Source organism: Bradyrhizobium sp. USDA3010 (assembly GCF_056429065.1).
Genome location: NZ_JBWJZD010000007.1, coordinates 248,208 through 266,200 on the forward strand (window position 1 = coordinate 248,208; position 17,993 = coordinate 266,200).

The 17,993-nt window shown below is 65.1% G+C and carries 18 protein-coding genes; 10 read left to right on the forward strand and 8 right to left on the reverse strand.

Features of this window, described 5'->3' with window-relative positions; all coding sequences use genetic code 11:
• Positions 1 to 2 precede the first annotated feature (2 nt).
• From AC066Y_RS14340 to AC066Y_RS14350, 3 genes are all read left to right on the forward strand, one after another.
• Positions 3 to 827, forward strand: a complete 825-nt coding sequence (locus AC066Y_RS14340) for a helix-turn-helix domain-containing protein (RefSeq protein WP_456762107.1) — start codon at positions 3 to 5, stop codon at positions 825 to 827.
• A gap of 62 nt (positions 828 to 889) precedes the next feature.
• Positions 890 to 1,555: a DsbA family oxidoreductase gene (locus AC066Y_RS14345; protein WP_478274420.1), complete on the forward strand. Its 666-nt coding sequence runs from the start codon at positions 890 to 892 to the stop codon at positions 1,553 to 1,555.
• Positions 1,556 to 1,640: 85 nt separating this feature from the next.
• A complete protein-coding gene (locus AC066Y_RS14350) occupies positions 1,641 to 2,279 on the forward strand; it encodes an NIPSNAP family protein (protein ID WP_229169821.1) in 639 nt (212 codons plus the stop codon).
• 256 nt (positions 2,280 to 2,535) lie between these two features.
• Here AC066Y_RS14350 and AC066Y_RS14355 read toward each other — a convergent pair whose 3' ends face one another.
• Both AC066Y_RS14355 and AC066Y_RS14360 read right to left on the reverse strand, forming a co-directional pair.
• Complete coding sequence (locus AC066Y_RS14355) at positions 2,536 to 3,720, reverse strand: GNAT family N-acetyltransferase (protein ID WP_478274421.1); 1,185 nt, start codon at positions 3,718 to 3,720, stop codon at positions 2,536 to 2,538.
• Between the two features lie 195 nt (positions 3,721 to 3,915).
• The gene (locus AC066Y_RS14360; protein ID WP_478274422.1) at positions 3,916 to 4,344 is read right to left on the reverse strand and encodes a hypothetical protein; all 429 of its coding nucleotides are present in this window, start codon (positions 4,342 to 4,344) and stop codon (positions 3,916 to 3,918) included.
• Between the two features lie 181 nt (positions 4,345 to 4,525).
• Here AC066Y_RS14360 and AC066Y_RS14365 point away from each other — a divergent pair, with 181 nt between their 5' ends.
• The 3 genes from AC066Y_RS14365 (at position 4,526) to AC066Y_RS14375 (ending at position 8,404) form a co-directional block, all read left to right on the forward strand.
• Positions 4,526 to 4,753, forward strand: a complete 228-nt coding sequence (locus AC066Y_RS14365) for a hypothetical protein (protein WP_478274423.1) — start codon at positions 4,526 to 4,528, stop codon at positions 4,751 to 4,753.
• A 123-nt stretch (positions 4,754 to 4,876) separates the two neighbouring features.
• Positions 4,877 to 6,307, forward strand: coding sequence for a caspase family protein (locus AC066Y_RS14370; RefSeq protein WP_478274424.1), 1,431 nt, complete (start codon positions 4,877 to 4,879; stop codon positions 6,305 to 6,307).
• Between the two features lie 72 nt (positions 6,308 to 6,379).
• Complete coding sequence (locus AC066Y_RS14375; RefSeq protein WP_478274425.1) at positions 6,380 to 8,404, forward strand: pyrroloquinoline quinone-dependent dehydrogenase; 2,025 nt, start codon at positions 6,380 to 6,382, stop codon at positions 8,402 to 8,404.
• A gap of 88 nt (positions 8,405 to 8,492) precedes the next feature.
• Here AC066Y_RS14375 and AC066Y_RS14380 read toward each other — a convergent pair whose 3' ends face one another.
• Together AC066Y_RS14380 and AC066Y_RS14385 are read right to left on the reverse strand one after the other, a co-directional pair.
• Positions 8,493 to 8,954, reverse strand: a complete 462-nt coding sequence (locus tag AC066Y_RS14380) for a PaaI family thioesterase (RefSeq protein WP_478274426.1) — start codon at positions 8,952 to 8,954, stop codon at positions 8,493 to 8,495.
• Between the two features lie 44 nt (positions 8,955 to 8,998).
• Positions 8,999 to 10,474: an amidase gene (locus tag AC066Y_RS14385; protein WP_478274427.1), complete on the reverse strand. Its 1,476-nt coding sequence runs from the start codon at positions 10,472 to 10,474 to the stop codon at positions 8,999 to 9,001.
• A gap of 186 nt (positions 10,475 to 10,660) precedes the next feature.
• Here AC066Y_RS14385 and AC066Y_RS14390 point away from each other — a divergent pair, with 186 nt between their 5' ends.
• From AC066Y_RS14390 to AC066Y_RS14400, 3 genes are all read left to right on the forward strand, one after another.
• A complete protein-coding gene (locus tag AC066Y_RS14390; RefSeq protein WP_050421256.1) occupies positions 10,661 to 10,792 on the forward strand; it encodes a hypothetical protein in 132 nt (43 codons plus the stop codon).
• 74 nt (positions 10,793 to 10,866) lie between these two features.
• Positions 10,867 to 11,172, forward strand: a complete 306-nt coding sequence (locus AC066Y_RS14395) for a hypothetical protein (RefSeq protein ID WP_478274428.1) — start codon at positions 10,867 to 10,869, stop codon at positions 11,170 to 11,172.
• Between the two features lie 199 nt (positions 11,173 to 11,371).
• Positions 11,372 to 11,602: a hypothetical protein gene (locus AC066Y_RS14400; RefSeq protein ID WP_478274429.1), complete on the forward strand. Its 231-nt coding sequence runs from the start codon at positions 11,372 to 11,374 to the stop codon at positions 11,600 to 11,602.
• Between the two features lie 22 nt (positions 11,603 to 11,624).
• Here the strand turns inward: AC066Y_RS14400 and AC066Y_RS14405 are convergent, their stop codons facing one another.
• Both AC066Y_RS14405 and AC066Y_RS14410 read right to left on the reverse strand, forming a co-directional pair.
• The gene (locus AC066Y_RS14405; RefSeq protein WP_478274430.1) at positions 11,625 to 11,831 is read right to left on the reverse strand and encodes a hypothetical protein; all 207 of its coding nucleotides are present in this window, start codon (positions 11,829 to 11,831) and stop codon (positions 11,625 to 11,627) included.
• 877 nt (positions 11,832 to 12,708) lie between these two features.
• Complete coding sequence (locus AC066Y_RS14410; RefSeq protein WP_478274431.1) at positions 12,709 to 12,882, reverse strand: hypothetical protein; 174 nt, start codon at positions 12,880 to 12,882, stop codon at positions 12,709 to 12,711.
• 411 nt (positions 12,883 to 13,293) lie between these two features.
• On the opposite strand from AC066Y_RS14410, the gene recA reads away from it, so the two are divergent.
• Complete coding sequence (gene recA, locus AC066Y_RS14415; protein ID WP_456722246.1) at positions 13,294 to 14,382, forward strand: recombinase RecA; 1,089 nt, start codon at positions 13,294 to 13,296, stop codon at positions 14,380 to 14,382.
• 159 nt (positions 14,383 to 14,541) lie between these two features.
• On the opposite strand, the gene AC066Y_RS14420 is transcribed toward recA, so the two are convergent.
• Together AC066Y_RS14420 and gcvP are read right to left on the reverse strand one after the other, a co-directional pair.
• Positions 14,542 to 14,979 carry an acyl-CoA thioesterase gene (locus tag AC066Y_RS14420; RefSeq protein ID WP_478274432.1) on the reverse strand — a complete coding sequence of 146 codons (438 nt, stop codon included), beginning with the start codon at positions 14,977 to 14,979 and terminating at the stop codon, positions 14,542 to 14,544.
• Between the two features lie 117 nt (positions 14,980 to 15,096).
• Positions 15,097 to 17,970 (reverse strand): aminomethyl-transferring glycine dehydrogenase, encoded by a 2,874-nt coding sequence (gcvP, locus tag AC066Y_RS14425; protein ID WP_478274433.1) that lies wholly within the window; start codon positions 17,968 to 17,970, stop codon positions 15,097 to 15,099.
• Positions 17,971 to 17,993: the final 23 nt, after the last annotated feature.

A 17,993-nucleotide genomic window follows, 5' to 3' on the forward strand; every position in this document is an offset into this window, starting at 1 on the left:
CCATGAACGCACATGCATCCATGGCGCGGGCCGAGCCCGCAAAACCCGTCCTGATCGGCGAGCACCTGCGCGAGTGGCGGCAGCGCCGCCATCTCAGCCAGCTCGACCTCGCTGTCGATGCCGAGATCTCGGCGCGGCATTTGAGCTTCGTCGAGACCGGCCGCTCGGCGCCGTCGCGCGACATGGTCCTCAAACTGGCGGAGCGCCTCGACGTGCCCCTACGCGAACGCAACGTGCTGCTGGTCGCCGCGGGTTTCGCACCCGCATTCCCGCAACGCTCGCTGGATGATCCCGCGCTGAAATCGGCGCGTGAGGCGATCAACCTGGTGCTGAAGGCGCATGAGCCCAATCCGGCGCTGGCCTATGACCGGCACTGGAATCTGGTCTCCGCCAACCGCATGGTGGCGCCGCTGCTCGAGGGCGTGCCGCAGCGGCTGCTCGGCCAGCCCTTCAACATCCTGCGGCTGGCGTTTCACCCGGAAGGCCTCGCGCCGCGGACCGTGAACCTGGCGGAATGGGCAGCGCATCTGTTGGAGCGGCTGCATCGGCAGTGCGAGGCAACGGCCGATCCGGAGCTGCTCAAGCTCTATCAGGACCTGAAGTCCTATCCGATCCCGGCGCGGGCCGCCCCGATCACCCCCGACAACAACGTCGCGCTCCCGTTCAAGCTCCGCCTCAATGGCGAGATCCTGAGCTTCATCTCGACCACCATGGTGTTCGGCACCCCGGTCGACATCACGCTGCAGGAACTGGCGCTGGAGACCTTCTTCCCCGCCGACGAACTGACCGCCGAGCGGATGCGGCAGATGGCAGCCAGTATGAAATAGCGGCTTGTCTCGGGACACTTTCGGTCTACTTTTGGTGTTCCAATTCCGCCGGGAACCCTGCCATGAGCGATCTGAAGCCGCTTCGCCTCGATATCGTCTCCGACGTCGTTTGCCCCTGGTGCTACATCGGCAAACATCGCATCGAGGATGCGCTCAAGCTGGTGCCTGATGTGCCGGTCGAGGTGCACTGGCGGCCGTTCTTCCTCAACAATTGGGTGCCGCGCGAGGGCATCAGCCGCGAGGAATATCTCACCGCCAAGTTCGGCTCGGTCGACGCCTACAAGGGCATCGCCGGCCGTGTGGTCGCCGCCGCCAATGAGGAGGGGCTGACCTACCATCCCGAGCTCGTCAAGCGGCAGCCCAACACGATCGACTGCCATCGCCTGATCCACTGGGCTGAGGCCAAGGGCAAGGCGGCCGAGATGAAGCAGCGCCTGATGGAGTTGTATTTCCGCGACGGCGGCGATCTCACCGACACCAATGTGCTGGTGCAGGCGGCATCCGATATCGGGCTCGACGCCGCCGACGTGCGCAAGCGCCTCGCCACCGACGAGGATGTGGCGCTGGTGTCCGCGCAAGCGCAGGAAGCCTCCGAGAAGGGGATATCGGGCGTGCCGACCTTCGTGTTCGCGCAGAAATACGCGGTATCCGGCGCCCAGCCGGCGGAGCAGCTCGCCCGCGCCATCCGCGAGGTTTCCGCCGAGATCAACGCGCAGGCGGCCGAGTAGTCCGCAGTCGTTCACGAAAGCCCGGCGCATGCCGGGCTCTTTCGTTTGCCCACACGATCCATCGGAAGCAATCAGGGAGACCATCATGATCTATGAGCTGCGCACCTACACGGTACGTCCAGGGACCGTCGGCGAGATGGTGAAGGCGGCGAGCACGATCTCGCGCGACATCCGCGCCGACAATTTCGGCAAGCTGGAAGGCTACTGGATCACCGAGATCGGGCCGCTCAATCAGGTCATGCACATGTGGAGCTACGCCGATCTCAACGAGCGGGCCCGGCTGCGTGCCGAGCTTGCGAAGAACCCGCGCTGGACCGGCGAGTACATTCCGGCGATCCGTCCGCTCTTGGTGCGCCAGGAGGTCCGGCTGCTGAATGCGATCATTCCGCCGGTGGCGCCTGCGACCAAGGGCAACATCTACGAATTCCGCAACTATCGCGCCAAGCCGCTCGGCGGTGTCAAGCAATGGCTCGATCTCATCACCGGCGTGCTGCCGGAGCGCGAGAAATATTCCAAGATCGTCGGCCTCTGGCACACCGATTCCGGGCAGCCCAACGAGGTCTGCCACATCTGGGCCTATCCCGATCTCAACGCTCGCGCGGCGGCGCGCGGCGGGGCGATGAAGGATCCGGCCTGGCTGGAATTTTTGGGCAAGGGAACGCAGCTGCTCGAGGAGATGCACTCGACCATCATGCTGCCGGCCCCGCATTCGCCATTGCAGTAACGCAGAGGATGGTTGGGCCGGGCGTGCAGCGGCAGAAAGCCTCACCCGATGTTTCCATCCGATGAAGCTTTCCAGGCAAGGGCATGCGCTGCCTGAGAAACAGCGCGCCACAACGCTAGAAGGGCCAGCTGACACCAACCTGACGGCGGGAACTTATTGTTTCTTGATGTGTCTGCATGGCTACGAAAAGGTAAACCATTGGTCGCGGTGAACAAGGCCGCCTCGATCCGCGCGGGCTCGCGTAAGGGGGACCGTGTCATCCGGGCTTGCCGCGCCGGCTGCGGATGAAGTGGACGGCGCCGCGCGCGGCCTCGTAGGCGAGATTGTTCAGGGTCAGCGCGGCATAAACGGCGGCGACCAGCGGATCGCGCCGCCGCAGCGGCAGCAGCACGTCGCCGATCGCGAAGCGGCCGCGCCAGATCGGGTCGATCATGGGATGGCCGGGCGCCGCGGTGGAATCGGCCGAATTGATCGCAGGATCGGCGCAGAGATGGCGCGTCAGCTCCAGCGTCAATTGTGCGCCTGGCGAATGCTTCGCAAAGCGCTCGTCGATGCCGATCTTGAAGAAGAAGGCGCGGTCCTGATGGCGCACCACGATGCCGCCCGCAACCGCCGTGCCGCCCGCATGCAGCATGACGATCTCGCAGCGGCCAGTCTCGGCCAGCGCCGACGTCGCGCGGCGGATGAAGGTTGCGTCGCCGGCATGCTGGCTGAGCGCGGTGCCGCGCTGGCCCTTCCAGCCGCCGGCTTCGAGTACAAGGAAAGTCTCGAGCGCCGCCGCAACGTCGCGCGGGGTGCGCGCGACGTCAAAGCGCACCGCGCCGTGGTCGGACAGGCGATGGCGCTGCCGGCGCAGCTCCTTCAGCTTCTTGGGCCCGAGCGCGTCGCGCAGCAGTTCATCGGCATCGCGCGTCGCATCGAGCTGGGCGCGCTGATAGGCGCTCAGCACGCGCGGCTGCAAGCCGTCGCGCGCGAGCACCGCGCGGATCGCGGCCATGGCCGGCCCCTCGAGCGACATGGTGCGCAGGATCAGCGCGTGCGCACCCGCATTGCGTGCCTGCTGCAGCATCTTGCCGGCGGCCTGCTCGGCGGCATTGCGGTCGAGCAGCGGCGTGCACAGCGTGCCGTAGGGTTCGGCGCCGACCATCGCGGGCAGGGGGATCCGGTAGATTCGGCGCAAAGGCACGACCGGCAACAATCCGATCAATTGCCCGGCATCGCCGGTGGCGCTGAGCAGCGATGCGCCGGTGCGGCCGCGCGCGGAGGCATCGACTGCCAATTCCCAGTCGGGTTGGTAGTAGCCATTGGCCTCGATCGCGCGCTCGGCAAGCGCACGCCATGCGCCGACCGGCGCGGCTGACAGCGGCGGCAACGCGCGATCGTCCGTGGCATCCTTGCGCGATGCACGGCGGATCATTGCCTGATCAGCAATATCGGCCACGTCCCATGTTTCCCCGGTCGGCAAGGCTGATTAGCCTTACGTTCATCGCGGGCAACGCTAGCGGAAAGAAATGGAAAATGCCGTTGAGGCCATCCGGCAATTTGAGCGGTCATGTTAAGGCGGCGTTCAGCATACCGCCGTCACGCGCGCGGCGCTCGCGCTGTGCGGGCTCATGCCGCGGCAGTGCGTCAATTGCTACGGCTTGGGACTTCGCTGCGCTTCTTGGACGGAGCTTTCGACCGGCTCGTAAGTCTCGGTCACGCAGTTGTCGTCGGCCTCCACCTGCCGGCGATCGAAGATCGCGCCGTCATTGATGAAGACGCGATAGGTCTGCGTCCCGAGCGGCTTGCCGATCACCGAAGTCAGTTCGGCGCGCACGCAGGCGGTCCAGCCGGTGCCGCGGGGGTCGTGCAGCGGAGCGGAGACCCGCACATGGGTCGGCTGCGAGCCGGCCGTGAACACCGAATCCAGCTTGCCGGCCACCAGCCGCTTGACGTCCGGCGGCGTTTCGAGCGGCGCCGGCTCGGTGGCCTTGACCTTTAACACGTCAGGCCACACCGCGTGGCTGTCCGCCAGCCCGCAGCCACTCAACATCAAGGCGGCGCCGGCCAGCAGCGCCGCCACTTGTACCTGTCCCTGTCCCATTGAGTTAATTTAATGTGCCGCCGCCCATATTGCGCCCCCCTGATGGCGCTGAATTCGCATCGCGCGGCGCTTTGTCGATCAACAAATGTCGAGCGACAAGCTATGTTTGGGGTAGAGGTGTTGCCGGATGTTTCTACGGCTGCGGGGGAGAGAGACTGACATGAAAAGCTTCACGGTTGCTGCCGTCATTCTGGCGCTGATCGCGACACCGACCCTGGCCCAGGGCCGGCGAGGCGGCGGGGGGAGCGATACCAAGACGGAGCAGAAGCCTAAGGTCGACGAGAAGGCCTACAAGGCCGCGCTCGATCGTATCCCCGAGCCCAAGGAGAAATATGATCCCTGGGGCGTCACCAAGCCGGCCGCCGATGCAGCCAAGAAGCCGAAATAGCCGGGCCCATCCGATCCCTGCGACAATTCCGACGCGAGAACCGGTGCCGGCGGCAGCAGATTGCCGCATGGCATGAACCTTCACCTGACGGCTATCGACCCATCTTCATTGTCGGAGGCCGCCATGCTTCGCCGTTCCGTCCTCAGCCTGATCGTTCCGGCAGCGATCCTGTTCGCTGTCGTGCCGGCGTTGGCGGAAAGCCGTCTGGCGCTGGTGATCGGGCAGTCCGCCTACAAGTCGGTGCCCGCGCTGCCCAATCCGGCCAACGACGCCAGAGCCATGTCACAGCTGCTGACCGATGCCGGATTTGCCGTGACCACGGCATCAGATCTGTCCCAGGACGAGATGCGCGCAAGGATCAGCGACTTCGCCGGCCAGGTCGCGGCGAAGGGCGCCGACACCGTGGCGCTGGTGTTCTATGCCGGGCATGGCCTGCAGATCGATGGCGAGAACTATCTGGTGCCGGTCGATGTCGATCCGAAGCGCGAGGCCGACATCCCGATCCAGGCGGTTCGCCTCAACGACATCCTGAACACGCTGACCTCGGTGCCGAGCCGGATGCGCATCGTGCTGCTCGATGCCTGCCGCAACAATCCCTTCCCTGAACTCAGCAGGACCGCGGGGCATGGGCTTGCCATCGTCGATGCCAAGATCGGCGCGCCCGGCACCTTTGTCTCGTTCTCGACGTCACCGGGTGCCGAAGCGGAGGACGGCAGCGGCGCCAACAGCCCCTATACGACTGCGTTGCTGGCCTCGGCGAAGGAGCCGGGGATTCCAATCGAGGATACCTTCAAGCGCGTCCGCCTTGCAGTGAACAAGGCGACCGACGGCCGCCAGACGCCGTGGGACTCCTCGTCGCTCACCGACGACTTCCGCTTCATGGCAGGTACGTCAGCGCCGCCCGCGGCCACGCCGGTGCCGGCCGCGGCCAAGCGCACCGTCGACGAATGGAAGCGCGAATTGCAGGGCAAGCCGATCGAGGTTGCAAACGAACTGATGGTGGTCGACGGCACCGATGAAGCCTATGAAGCCTTCGCTGCGATCTTCGTCGGCACGCCGCGCGGCTTGCAGGCGCGCGACTGGCTCGACCGGCATCGCCGCATGGTGGCTTGGAACGATGCCATGCTCGCCAACACGGCGGCGGGCTATCGCAGCTTCCTCGTGCTGTACCCCGACAGCGATCTGACAGCGACCGCGCGCAAGATGATCGAACGGTTGCGCTACCGTCCCGATCTGACACCCGCCGCCGCGCTCAGTGTGCCCGCAACCAACGTCGCGCTGGCGGCTCCGACCTGTCCCTGCAACGCCGCGCCGCCGCAGGAGCAGCAGAAGGCCGCAGCGCCCGTGAAGAAACGTGCCGATCCCGATCCGCCGCGGCGCGCCGGCAAGCGCCCGCCGCGCGTCGTGGTCGAGGACGACGTCGTGGTGGTGCGGCGGCCGCCTCCGGCCGTGGTCTACGAGCCGGTCGGGCCGCCGATCGGAATCGGGATTGGCATCGGCGGCGGTGGTTATCGCGGCCATTATGGCGGCGGTTATCGCAGGGGTGGATACTGACGCGCCGATCGCGTAAAGGGTTTCCCCGCATGAGATGTGGCGTTTGATGGTCGCATCTCGCGGGAGGACGCAATGCGGTCGCTGTTTCGCCTGCTTGCCGCGCTGGTGCTGTGTGTACGGCCGGCGCTCGCCTGGGAGTATTGGGGCGGCGACCGTGGCGGACAGCGCTTCTCGCCGCTGACGCAGATCACAACAGACAATGTCGGCACGCTGGTGCGCGGCTGGGAATTCCGCACCGGCGATCTCGACGCGCGTCCGCCCGAGGTCATGAAGCGCACCAAGTTCGAGGTGACGCCGCTGTTCGTCGAGGACAGCCTGATCTTCTGCACGCCGTTCAACGAGGTGATCGCGCTCGATCCGGGCACCGGTGCGCAGAAATGGCGTTTCGATCCGAAGATCAGCATGGCGCAGCGGCCGGCCAATCGCTTCGTCTGCCGTGGTGTCGCGCACTGGACCGATGATCGTGCGGCTGAGGGCACTGCCTGCAAGTCACGCATCTTCACCGGCACCAATGACACGCGCCTGATCGCGCTCGATGCCAGGACCGGCAAGCCCTGTGCCGATTTCGGCAACAATGGCGAGATCAAGATCGACGCCGGGATGAAGCTGGAATGGCCGGGCGAGTTTCAGATCACGTCGGCGCCGGTGACGGGACGCGGTGTGGTCGTGGTCGGATCCGCGATCGGTGACAACCGGCGGGTCGATGCGCCGATCGGCGTGGTGCGCGCCTTCGATGCACGGACCGGCCAGCCGCGCTGGACCTTCGATCCGCTGGTGCATGACGGCGTCGAGGCCGGCCACAGCAACGTCTGGGCGCCGATGTCGGTGGACGAGGAGCGCGGCCTGGTGTTCCTGCCGACGACATCGCCCAGCCCCGATTTCTGGGGCGGCAAGCGTCCCGGCAATGACGAGCATGCCAATTCCGTCGTCGCACTGCGCATCGAGAGCGGGGAGCTCGCATGGGCATTCCAGACCGTGCATCACGACGTCTGGGACTATGACCTGCCGGCACAGCCGACGCTGGCGCGGATCGACACTGGCAATGGCATGCGCGACGTCGTGATCCAGCCGACCAAGCAGGGCTTCGTGTTCGTGCTCGATCGCGACACCGGCAAGCCGGTGTGGCCGGTCGAGGAGCGCGCGGTGCCGCAGAACGGCGCCGAGGGCGAGAAACTGTCGCCGACACAGCCGTTCCCGACCCATGTGCCGCCGCTGCTGACGCAGCGGATGACGGCCGATGATGTCCGCGGCCTGTTGCCGGGCGTCGGGAGCGCGGCCTGCAAGACGCTGCTCGCGCAATCCCGCAATGAGGGGCTTTACACGCCGCCGTCGACGCAGGGCACGATCGTCTATCCGATGACCGGCGGCGGCGTGAACTGGGGCAGTGCTGCCTTCGATCCGGTCAACCAGATCCTGTTCGCCAATGTGAGTCACGCGGCGCACGTCATCACGCTGATTCCGCGCGACCAGGCCAAGGGCTTCAATCCGCCGCCCGGCCATGATTTCGGCCAGCAGCAGGGCTCGCCGTTTGCGATGTCGCGGGCGCTGGCGAGTACGGAGGTTGGGTCGCCGTGCAACAAGCCGCCGTGGGGCGAGACGGTGGCGGTCGACCTCAAGGCCGGCAGGATCCTCTGGCATGCGACGGTCGGCACCAGCGAGGATCTCGCGCCGCTCGGCATCGCGCTCAATACCGGCACGCCGCTGCTCAGCGGCGTCGCGATCACCGCGGGCGGACTGGTGTTCACCGGCGCGATGGACGCCTATCTGCGCGCGTTCGATGTCAAGTCGGGCCGGCAGTTGTGGCTCGGCCGGCTCCCGGTGCCGGGCGTCGCCAATCCAATGACCTATCTCTGGAAGGGCGAGCAGTATGTCGTGATCGGCGCCGGCGGCCATTCCGAGGGCGGCACATCGATCGGCGACAGCGTGGTGGCATTTCGGCTGCCGCGCCAGGGCGAGGGCGTGTCGCTTCTCACGCGCCTGATCGATCGTCCCGGCGGACGGTTTGCTGCCAAGGCATTCGCGGCCGGTGTGGTGCTGATCGTGCTCGTCGCACTGCTCTGGCGTTGGCGCAGGAGGCGTCGCGTCAAGGCGGCGTAGTTCGGCGGCGCGCGCCGCGCGCTGCAAGTAACTTTAGTTTGAGCATGATTTCACCGGGAAACCGCTTCACACTTTTCCGGATCATGCTCTATCCCGGCAGCATCGCGAATGCGCTCGACACCATCGCCACCGGCTTGTTGTCGGTGGCAGAGAGCAGCGTGACGCGGCCGAAGCTCATGGTGCGGCCGAGCCGCACCACACGCGCGTCGGCCAGCACGTCGGACGCGGTCACCGCGCGCATGAAGTGCGTGGTCTGGTCGACCGTCGTCATCGGACGATAGCCCTTGTTGGCCGCGAGATTGGCGAGCACCATCGCGGTGTCGGCGAACGCCATCAGTGCCTGGCCGCAGACGATGCCGCCATTGCGGCACAACCGCTCCGAGAACGGCATGCGCAGGATGGCGCCGGGCTGCCAGTCGGCATCGCCGCCCGCGGGCGGCGCGATGTCGAACTGCTCGATCGACAGATTGAGGTCCTGCACCCATGGCGCAAAGACGTCGCCGAGCACGCGTTTCGCGTCGTCGATCCCGAATTCACCGGCCTGCTGCATGACGTTCCGTTTCCTCCGCTGATGTCTTGTTTGCTGTCTGTTGCCTAGTTGCGCGTGACATGCACGCCAGGCCGCTTGCCGTCATTCCATTTGCCGTCGATCGCCCGTTCGATCTGGGCGGCCAGCTGCAACAGGAGGCCGTCATCGGCCTGCTTGCCGATCGCCTGGATGCCGAGCGGCAGGCCGTGCTCGTTGGTCGCGAGCGGCAGCGAGATTGCGGGGATGCCGCAGAGATTGGCGAGCGGCGTGAAGGCGAAGTTGCGCCAGAGATTGCCGAACCAGTCCAGCACCGACGGGTTGTCGCTGATGGTGAGATATTCCTTGGTGCCGATCTTCGGTGTCGGCAGCGCGGTGATCGGCGTCAGGATGATGTCCCAATCCTCGAAGAAGGCACCGAAGCCGCGCGCGGTCGTGTTGAAGACAGCCTGCATGCGGGCACGGTCGGCGAAGCTAAAGTCGCGGCCATGCTCCCAGATGCGGATGTTGATCGGCTCGATCAGGTCCGCTGGGGGCCGCTCGAGTCCGCGCGCCGCGAGCATGTTGCCGATCACGACGGCGAAATTGCTGATGTAGCAGGTGGTCTGTGCCGCGAAGGCTTCGCGATAGTCGATCGATGGCAGGGCGTAATCGACCTGATGGCCGAGGCCCTCGAGGAAACGTCCGACCCGCTCGAGCTCGGCTGCGATATGCGGCGTCGCGCGATAGTCGCCCCAGGTGTGCGACAGCGCGATTCTGAGCCGGCCGGGGTCGCGCGCGATCATCGCTGTATAGGGCTCCGGCGGAGTCCAGAACGGCATGAACTCGCCGGGCGCCGGGCCGCGGCAGCTATCGACGAAGGCGGCGGTGTCGCGCACCGAGCGCGACTGGCAGCCCTGGATCGAGACGAGGCCTGTGAGATCGGACAGATGCGGTGCGAGCGAGAACACGCCGCGCGACACTTTCAGCCCGATATTGCCGTTGACGCCGGCGGGAATCCGGATCGAGCCGCCACCGTCGGTCGCATGCGCGATCGGAACGGCGCCGGCGGCAACCATCGCCGCGCTGCCGGCCGACGAGCCGCAGGTGGTGTAGTCGGTGTTCCAGGGATTGCGCGTGACATAGACCGCGGGGTTCTCGGCCGAGCTGCAGACCCCGAACTCCGGCGTGGTGGTGCGGCCGATCAGGTTGAGACCAGCCCTGCGCAGCTTCGTGGTCAGGAAGGTGTCGGCCGCGGCGCGGTTGCCGCGCATCATCAGCGAGCCCATTTCCTGCAGCCGGCCTTTAAGCGTGGGGCCGAGATCCTTCATCAGGAAGGGCAGGCCGGCGAACGGGCCGTTGAGATCGGCGCCGTCGCGCGCGGGATCGGCGATCACGTCGTCGAACAGCTCGACCACGCCGGAGAGCACGGGATCGACCTTGGCTGTGGCGGCGGCAGCCTGCGCCGCCAGCTCCCGTGGCGTCAGCTCGCCGCTGCGGACGCGCTCGGCAAGCGCCGTCCCGTCATGCCGCGTCCATTCGTCCCAGCTCATCGCCAAAGTCATGTCGTCGATTCCTTTTCTGCTTTGTTGCGCAGTGTAGTTTGGGGGGCCGTCCGGTCAAACCATCGCGCGGACGCTGCGCCGGCGCTGTGCTCAGGCGCGCGGGCGCTGCGTTGCAAGCGCCGTGCCCGGCTTGAAAATGCCCCAGTTTCGGCGCCCAATTGCCCCTCGTCGGTGGTGGGGGCGTCCATGTTTCGCAGGTTGGTATTGCTGGGCGGCGTGATCGCGATCGGACTTGCGCTTGGCGGCTGCACGCGGTGCGGTCCGATCTGGGACGACTGGATGCAGTCGCCGAAATCCTGCAAGTCAGACCACCTCTAGGGCAGGGACGGGCGCGCTTGGCGGCGGCTTTCTTGGGGTGATATACCGCTGACGAAAATGCAAGGAGCGTTCTTATGAGAGTTTTGAGCGCAGTTGCGGTTGCGGTGCTGCTGTCGGCGCCGGCCTATGCGCAAATACCGAACGTCAATCTGATGCCTGAGGTCAAGACCAAGACCCAGGAGGAGAAGGATCGCGACGCGATCAACGACAAGGCCTACAAGGACTCGTTGAGCAAGATTCCGGATGCCAAGGGATCGGCCGATCCTTGGGGCGCGGTGCGCAGCGATGCGCCGAAGGCGGCAGCCCATCCTCCCGCCAAGCCGAAGACCAAGACCGGGAGCTCCGCGCAGCCCGGAGGCTCCGCGCAGCGCAGCCAGTAAGCCCCGTTTGGGCCGGCTTCGCCGGTTTTCCCGCAGACTCGGATTCTTGTGGCGCCGCCCCTATATTGGGGGCGTCGTCAGTTGGAGCGTTTTCGAGCGAAGTGGATACCGGTTCGCGTGAAGAAAACGCGTCACAACTAGAAATCTAGAACCCGGTTCCGATTCAATCGGAACGGGGCTCTATTCCGGAGTTGCGGCAATGGTGTTTCGTCCGCGCGATCTCGCCAGCCGGATGGCCGCCCGGCGCAAGCCGGATGACGGCTATCTGCGCGAGACCTTCAGCCTGCCGCGCGATCAGGCCCGCCTGCGGGCGCGCGACTTTCTCAATCGCTACCCGAAGGCCGCCTATATGAGCGCCGTCGAGAGCTGGCGCGAGCTGCCAGGCGGCGACATCGAGTTCACGATGCGGCGGCTGGCAAGCGCGGACTGATGCTTGCCGGACGGACTGCGTCTCAGTCCTGATCGCGGCGTCCGCGGGTCCGTCCGAGCCCGAGATTGTTCAGCTCGCGGTCGATCCGCAGCTGGACGCGGCGGATCGCCAACAGGTCGAGCTTTGCTTCGGTCTTGCCCGTGAAGACACGATCGCCGATCTGGAAACGCCATTTCCAGACGCCGGGCATGAGCTGCGTGACGCTGAATTCGACGCCCTTGTGAATCATATGGAACGGTTCCGCGAATGAATGGCGGTCGTCGATATTTAAATCAAAGGTTGTATTAGTAATTAACACCCGTCAAAGGATGGAGTGAATCGTCGCGCCCGTTTGGACGTCGTTGCGGATCCCGAAGTGGATCCGTTCGCCGGCGGCGTCGCCTTGCATCGCGATGCGCAATCACGCGCAATCAGTGCGTCGGCCGGACAAGCCAATGTTACGAACACTGCCGGAACCCGAGTGTTCCTTTGAACGCTACGTAGTTTTTTTGGGCGTCAGGAGGGGTACCAAGGTAGTATGCAAATTGTGCCAATCGTGATCCGGCGTCGCCAAATCCTTCGGCAACTCGTTGATTATCTGATGAAGTCGAGACGAACGCGGAGCCGCCTGCTCGCGGAACTTTGTTCTGCCCCGGAGAACTACGGATCGCGCAACGCCGCAGCCCAGACGCTTCGACAACGGCTCCCGTCGGCGTGCCCGGATCCGCCCGGTTTCATTCGGGCTGATGCCTGACAGCACAACGCCGCCCGCTTGAAATGCTTGCGGACGGCGCTGGCCCTAGCCCCAGGAAGGTGTGCAAAATCCTGATAGCTGGGAGCCTATACAATTTGTGCCACAGCACATGTCCCAAATTGGCTATCACGGGCGATCGGTCGGGACGGCTCGGCCTTCGATTCGGCGGAGCGGCGAAACGACTCCAGCATCGATCTCCAAGGGCGCTGGGGCCGTTTCTTTGGATTGAAGTCAAGACGCCTTCCAACCCTCAGAACCACCTCAAGCTGATCGCGTGGCGAGATCGTTGAGACCATGCTGGAGGCACTAGGTGAAGCGCCAGAACGGCTGGAACGGGACGCGAAAGAGGCCACCAACTGAGGCGGCCTTACTTTTAGGTCTGCGGAGAATTCATCGCTCGCTCAACTTCATCGGCCAACGTGCGGTGATGGGCAGCCAACTTGGCGAATAGCGCCTTCTTGGTCTCGTTAGTAGCGAGCTTGCTGATTAGCTCGCACTCCTCAGCTTCGACCCGAAGCTTTTCTAAGTGCGCCTGCATGTCCTTCATGGACAGTTCCCCCGAATTGAGGGGATTATCCCACATGGAACTCGGCGGGCAATAACATAGAGAAACTCCGTTCGCCCACGGAGAACTCCGGTAACTCTTCTCCCCTGTGGAGAAGAACAGTTGTCGGACAATAAGAATTGCTATCGACAGAACATTGGATTGCCGACTCAGTAGTCCTACCGAGAACAACGGCCAAGCCATGGTTTCCGCTCGCTTAATCGGAATTAGGACACTCTCAAATTCAAATTAGGACACAGGGGCTTAAATACGGACAGTACCAACACGCCAAAAAGAACATATTGCGAACACAGAACAAACGTGGTACGAGGTTCCTATCAACAACGCGTTCCGCCTGATCGCATCGCCCGTTTTTCCCGCTAGCGAATCCCCGCCATAAGGAGCACATCCCAAATGTCCGCTACTGCACTGCGTATCGTCGAAGGATCCTCCATGGACAAGTCCAAGGCCCTCTCAGCCGCGCTCTCCCAGATCGAGCGTCAGTTCGGCAAGGGCTCGGTGATGAAGCTCGGCAAGAACGACCGTTCGATGGATGTCGAGACGGTGTCCTCGGGATCGCTGGGGCTCGACATTGCGCTCGGCGTCGGCGGTCTGCCGAAGGGGCGTGTCGTCGAGATCTACGGGCCGGAATCGTCGGGCAAGACCACGCTGGCGCTGCACACCGTGGCGGAAGGCCAGAAGAAGGGCGGCATCTGCGCCTTCATCGACGCCGAACACGCGCTCGACCCGGTCTATGCGCGCAAGCTCGGCGTCAACATCGACGAGCTCCTGATCTCGCAGCCCGACACCGGCGAGCAGGCGCTGGAAATCTGCGACACGCTGGTGCGCTCCGGTGCGGTGGACGTGCTGGTGATCGATTCGGTTGCGGCCCTGGTGCCGAAGGCCGAGCTCGAGGGCGAGATGGGCGATGCGCTGCCGGGCCTGCAGGCGCGCTTGATGAGCCAGGCGCTGCGCAAGCTCACCGCCTCGATCAACAAGTCCCACACCATGGTGATCTTCATCAACCAGATCCGCATGAAGATCGGCGTGATGTACGGCTCGCCGGAGACCACGACCGGCGGCAATGCGCTGAAGTTCTATGCCTCGGTCCGCCTCGATATCCGCCGCATCGGCGCAATCAAGGAGCGCGACGAGGTGGTCGGCAACACCACCCGCGTCAAGGTGGTGAAGAACAAGCTGGCACCGCCGTTCAAGCAGGTCGAGTTCGACATCATGTACGGCGAGGGCGTCTCCAAGATGGGCGAGATCCTCGACCTCGGCGTCAAGGCCGGCATCGTCGAGAAGTCCGGCGCTTGGTTCTCCTATGACAGCCAGCGGCTCGGCCAGGGACGCGAGAACTCCAAGGCGTTCCTGAAGGCGAATCCCGACATCACCGCCAAGATCGAAGCTGCGATCCGCCAGAACTCTGGCCTGATCGCCGAGCAGATCCTTGCCGGTACGCCCGAGCGCGATGCCGAGGGCGAGGAGCCCGTGGAGGAGTAAGCCGCAAGCATGATCCGGAAAAGTGCGAAGCGGATTTCCGAAAAGATCATGCTCAAACGATCAAATCATTTCGCTGCAAGCGGGCGCTGAGGACGTTGAGTTGCCGACGTCTTCGGCGCCTGTTTGGTTTTGTGCCGTGTTGAAACCGATATCTGGCGCTTACCCGCGCGCCAGCGCCGTTTCCCGGCTCGCGATCAGCGTGCGCAGGTCTTCGGTCACCGCGACCGATTGGTGGGTCTTCTGATCTGTGGCGACCCAGATGATCTCGCCGGTCGCGCGCAGGTCGTCGGAGCCCTTGGCGAAGATCGCGAGTGTAAGCACGATCGAGGAACGGCCGATCTTCGCGACCCGCACGCAGACCTCGATGTCCTCGTCGAACCGGATCGGCGCCTTGTACTCGACCACCGATTTCACGGTGTGAAAGTCGATGCCGGTCCGCGCGACCTCGCCGAGATAGTCGTAGCCGAGCGCGCGGAAATATTCTGTTATCGCGGTATCGAAGTAGGTCAGGTAGTGCGCGTTGAACACCACGGCCTGGGCGTCGACTTCGGAATAGCGGACGCGAAACGGGAAATGAAACCAGAATTCCTCGCGCATGTTTCCTCCTGCGGCGGTATTGCTCGCCGTCGTTCGCCCGCGGTCTCGTCGGGCCTTATGATTGCCGGACCGTAGGATGGGCTTCGCTGCGCTCTACCCATCCTGCAACATGGCCCGTTACTCCGCCGCCTGCGCGTAATCCTCGATCGGCGGGCACGAGCACACCAGATTGCGATCGCCGTAGACATTGTCGACGCGGCCGACCGGGCTCCAGTATTTGTCGGACCGCGACACGCCGGCGGGGAAGCAGCCCTCGGCGCGGGTGTAGGCCCGGTTCCAGGCGTCGTCGGCGATGTCGTGGACGGTGTGCGGTGCGTGGCGCAGCGGCGAGGCCTCGACCTTCCAGCGGCCCTTCTCGATCTCCGCGATCTCGCCCCGGATCGCGATCATGGCGTCGCAGAAGCGGTCGATCTCGAACTTCGATTCCGATTCCGTCGGCTCGATCATCAGCGTGCCCGCCACCGGGAAGCTCATGGTCGGCGCATGGAAGCCGTAGTCGATCAGCCGCTTGGCGATATCGTCGACGGTGACGCCGCTGGTCGTCTTCAGCGCCCTGGGATCGACGATGCACTCATGCGCGACGCGGCCGCGCTCGTTGCGGTACAGCACCGGGAAGTGCGGCTGCAGCCGCGCTGCAATGTAATTGGCATTGAGGATCGCAACCTCGGTGGCGCGCGTGAGCCCTTCGCCGCCCATCATCAGGATGTAGATGTAGGAGATGGTCAGGATCGACGCCGAGCCGAACGGCGCGGCCGACACCGGGCCGATGGCGTGTGCCGTCGCGCCGTCGGTTGCGAGATGACCCGGGAGATAGGGCGCAAGATGCGCCTTCACGCCGATCGGGCCCATGCCGGGGCCGCCGCCGCCATGCGGGATGCAGAAGGTCTTGTGCAGATTGAGATGGCTGACGTCGGCGCCGTAATCGCCGGGCCGCGACAGCCCGACCTGCGCGTTCATGTTGGCGCCGTCGAGATAGACCTGGCCGCCATGCGCGTGCACGATGTCGCAGATCTCGCTGATATGCTCCTCGAACACGCCGTGGGTCGACGGATAGGTGATCATGACGGCGGCGAGATTGGCCGAATGCTTCTCCGCCTTGGCGCGCAGATCATTGACGTCGACATCGCCGCGGGCGTCGCAGGCTACCACCACGACGTCCATGCCGACCATCGCGGCCGAGGCCGGATTGGTGCCGTGCGCGGAGGAGGGGATCAGGCACACCTTGCGGTGCGGCTCGCCGCGCGCGAGGTGATAGCCACGGATGGCCAGCAGCCCGGCATATTCGCCCTGCGCACCGGAGTTCGGCTGCAGCGAGATCGCGTCATAGCCGGTGATGTCGCACAGCCACTGCTCCAGCCGCTTGAACAGCGCGTGATAGCCCTTGGCCTGATCCGCAGGCGCGAACGGGTGCAGATTGCCGAACGCCGGCCAAGTCAGCGGGATCATCTCGGTGGTCGCGTTGAGCTTCATCGTGCAGGAGCCGAGCGGGATCATCGCGCGGTCGAGCGCGAGGTCGCGATCGCTGAGCTTGCGCATGTAGCGCAGCAGCTCGGTCTCCGAACGGTGCGTGTTGAACACCGGGTGGGTGAGGAATGCGCTGGTGCGGCGCAGCTCCTTCGGCAGCGCCTCGCGCGCGGCCGCCTCGATCTCGGCGAAGCTGAGCTTGCCGCCGAACACGCGCCACACCGCTTCGACAGTCTCCGGCGTCGTGGTCTCGTCGAGCGCGATGCCGAGCGTGGTTGCGCCGATGCGCAGATTGATCCGCTCCGCCTGCGCGCGGGAGACGATCTCGATCTGCTTCGCGCCGACCTCGACGGTCACGGTGTCGAAGAATGCCTCGCTGGTCGGCGCAAAGCCGAGCTTGCGCAGGCCGGCGGCGAGCACGGTGGCGCGGCGATGCACGCCGCGTGCGATGTGCGTCAGGCCCTCGGGGCCGTGATAGACCGCATACATCGAGGCGATCACGGCGAGCAGCACCTGCGCGGTGCAGATGTTGGAGGTCGCTTTCTCGCGGCGGATATGCTGCTCGCGGGTCTGCAGCGCCAGCCGATAGGCCGGTGCACCGCGCGTATCCACCGAGAGGCCAACGATGCGGCCGGGCAGCGAGCGCTTCAACGTGTCACGCACCGCCATGTAGGCGGCGTGCGGTCCGCCATAACCCATCGGCACGCCGAACCGCTGCGCCGAACCGATGGCGATGTCGGCGCCGAGCTCACCGGGTGAGGTCAGCAGGGCCAGCGACAGCAGGTCCGCGGCCACGATCGCAAGCGCACCCTTGGCGTGCAGCGATGCGATCGCGGGCCGGAGGTCGCGCACCGCGCCCGTCGTGCCGGGATATTGCAGCAGCGCGCCGAGCACGTCGGCCTTGTCGAGCTCGGTCAGGGGATCGCCGACCACCAGCGCCCAGCCCAATGGGGCGGCGCGCGTGCGCATCACCGCCAGCGTCTGCGGATGAACTTCCTTGTCGACGAAGAACACCTTTGCTTTCACCTGCGAGTGGCGCTCGGCGAGCGCCATCGCTTCGGCGGCCGCGGTCGCCTCGTCGAGCAGCGAGGCGTTGGCGACGTCGAGCCCGGTGAGGTCGCAGATCATGGTCTGGAAATTGAACAAGGCTTCGAGCCGCCCCTGGCTGATCTCCGGCTGGTACGGCGTATAGGCTGTGTACCAGGCCGGGTTCTCCAGGATGTTGCGCTGGATCACCGCGGGCAGAATGGTGCCGGAATAGCCTTGGCCAATCAGCGAGGTGAAGGTCTGGTTCTGCGCGGCGAGCTCGCTCATATGCGCGAGCGCCTCGGTCTCGCTCAGCGCCCGGCCGAGATCGAGCGGCGCCTTCTGAAGGATCGATGCCGGCAGCGTCTCATTCATCAGCGCCTGCAGGCTCGCGGCGCCGACCGTTTCCAGCATCGCGTTGACGTCGCGCGGGGATGGTCCGATGTGGCGGCGGACGAAATCGGTGGCGGCTTCGTTGATCGGCTTGAAGGGCGCGTTCATGGCTTGATCCTTAAAGACTGATC

Coding starts and splice junctions, on each gene's coding strand:
- AC066Y_RS14340 (WP_456762107.1), top strand. CDS start 3: ATGAACGCACATGCATCCATGGCGCGGGCCGAGCCCGCAAAACCCGTC.
- AC066Y_RS14380 (WP_478274426.1), bottom strand. CDS start 8,954: ATGCAGCAGGCCGGTGAATTCGGGATCGACGACGCGAAACGCGTGCTC.
- recA (WP_456722246.1), top strand. CDS start 13,294: ATGTCCGCTACTGCACTGCGTATCGTCGAAGGATCCTCCATGGACAAG.
- gcvP (WP_478274433.1), bottom strand. CDS start 17,970: ATGAACGCGCCCTTCAAGCCGATCAACGAAGCCGCCACCGATTTCGTC.
- AC066Y_RS14370 (WP_478274424.1), top strand. CDS start 4,877: ATGCTTCGCCGTTCCGTCCTCAGCCTGATCGTTCCGGCAGCGATCCTG.
- AC066Y_RS14420 (WP_478274432.1), bottom strand. CDS start 14,979: ATGCGCGAGGAATTCTGGTTTCATTTCCCGTTTCGCGTCCGCTATTCC.
- AC066Y_RS14375 (WP_478274425.1), top strand. CDS start 6,380: ATGCGGTCGCTGTTTCGCCTGCTTGCCGCGCTGGTGCTGTGTGTACGG.
- AC066Y_RS14385 (WP_478274427.1), bottom strand. CDS start 10,474: ATGACTTTGGCGATGAGCTGGGACGAATGGACGCGGCATGACGGGACG.
- AC066Y_RS14405 (WP_478274430.1), bottom strand. CDS start 11,831: ATGATTCACAAGGGCGTCGAATTCAGCGTCACGCAGCTCATGCCCGGC.
- AC066Y_RS14345 (WP_478274420.1), top strand. CDS start 890: ATGAGCGATCTGAAGCCGCTTCGCCTCGATATCGTCTCCGACGTCGTT.
- AC066Y_RS14365 (WP_478274423.1), top strand. CDS start 4,526: ATGAAAAGCTTCACGGTTGCTGCCGTCATTCTGGCGCTGATCGCGACA.
- AC066Y_RS14395 (WP_478274428.1), top strand. CDS start 10,867: ATGAGAGTTTTGAGCGCAGTTGCGGTTGCGGTGCTGCTGTCGGCGCCG.
- AC066Y_RS14400 (WP_478274429.1), top strand. CDS start 11,372: ATGGTGTTTCGTCCGCGCGATCTCGCCAGCCGGATGGCCGCCCGGCGC.
- AC066Y_RS14350 (WP_229169821.1), top strand. CDS start 1,641: ATGATCTATGAGCTGCGCACCTACACGGTACGTCCAGGGACCGTCGGC.
- AC066Y_RS14390 (WP_050421256.1), top strand. CDS start 10,661: ATGTTTCGCAGGTTGGTATTGCTGGGCGGCGTGATCGCGATCGGACTT.
- AC066Y_RS14410 (WP_478274431.1), bottom strand. CDS start 12,882: ATGAAGGACATGCAGGCGCACTTAGAAAAGCTTCGGGTCGAAGCTGAG.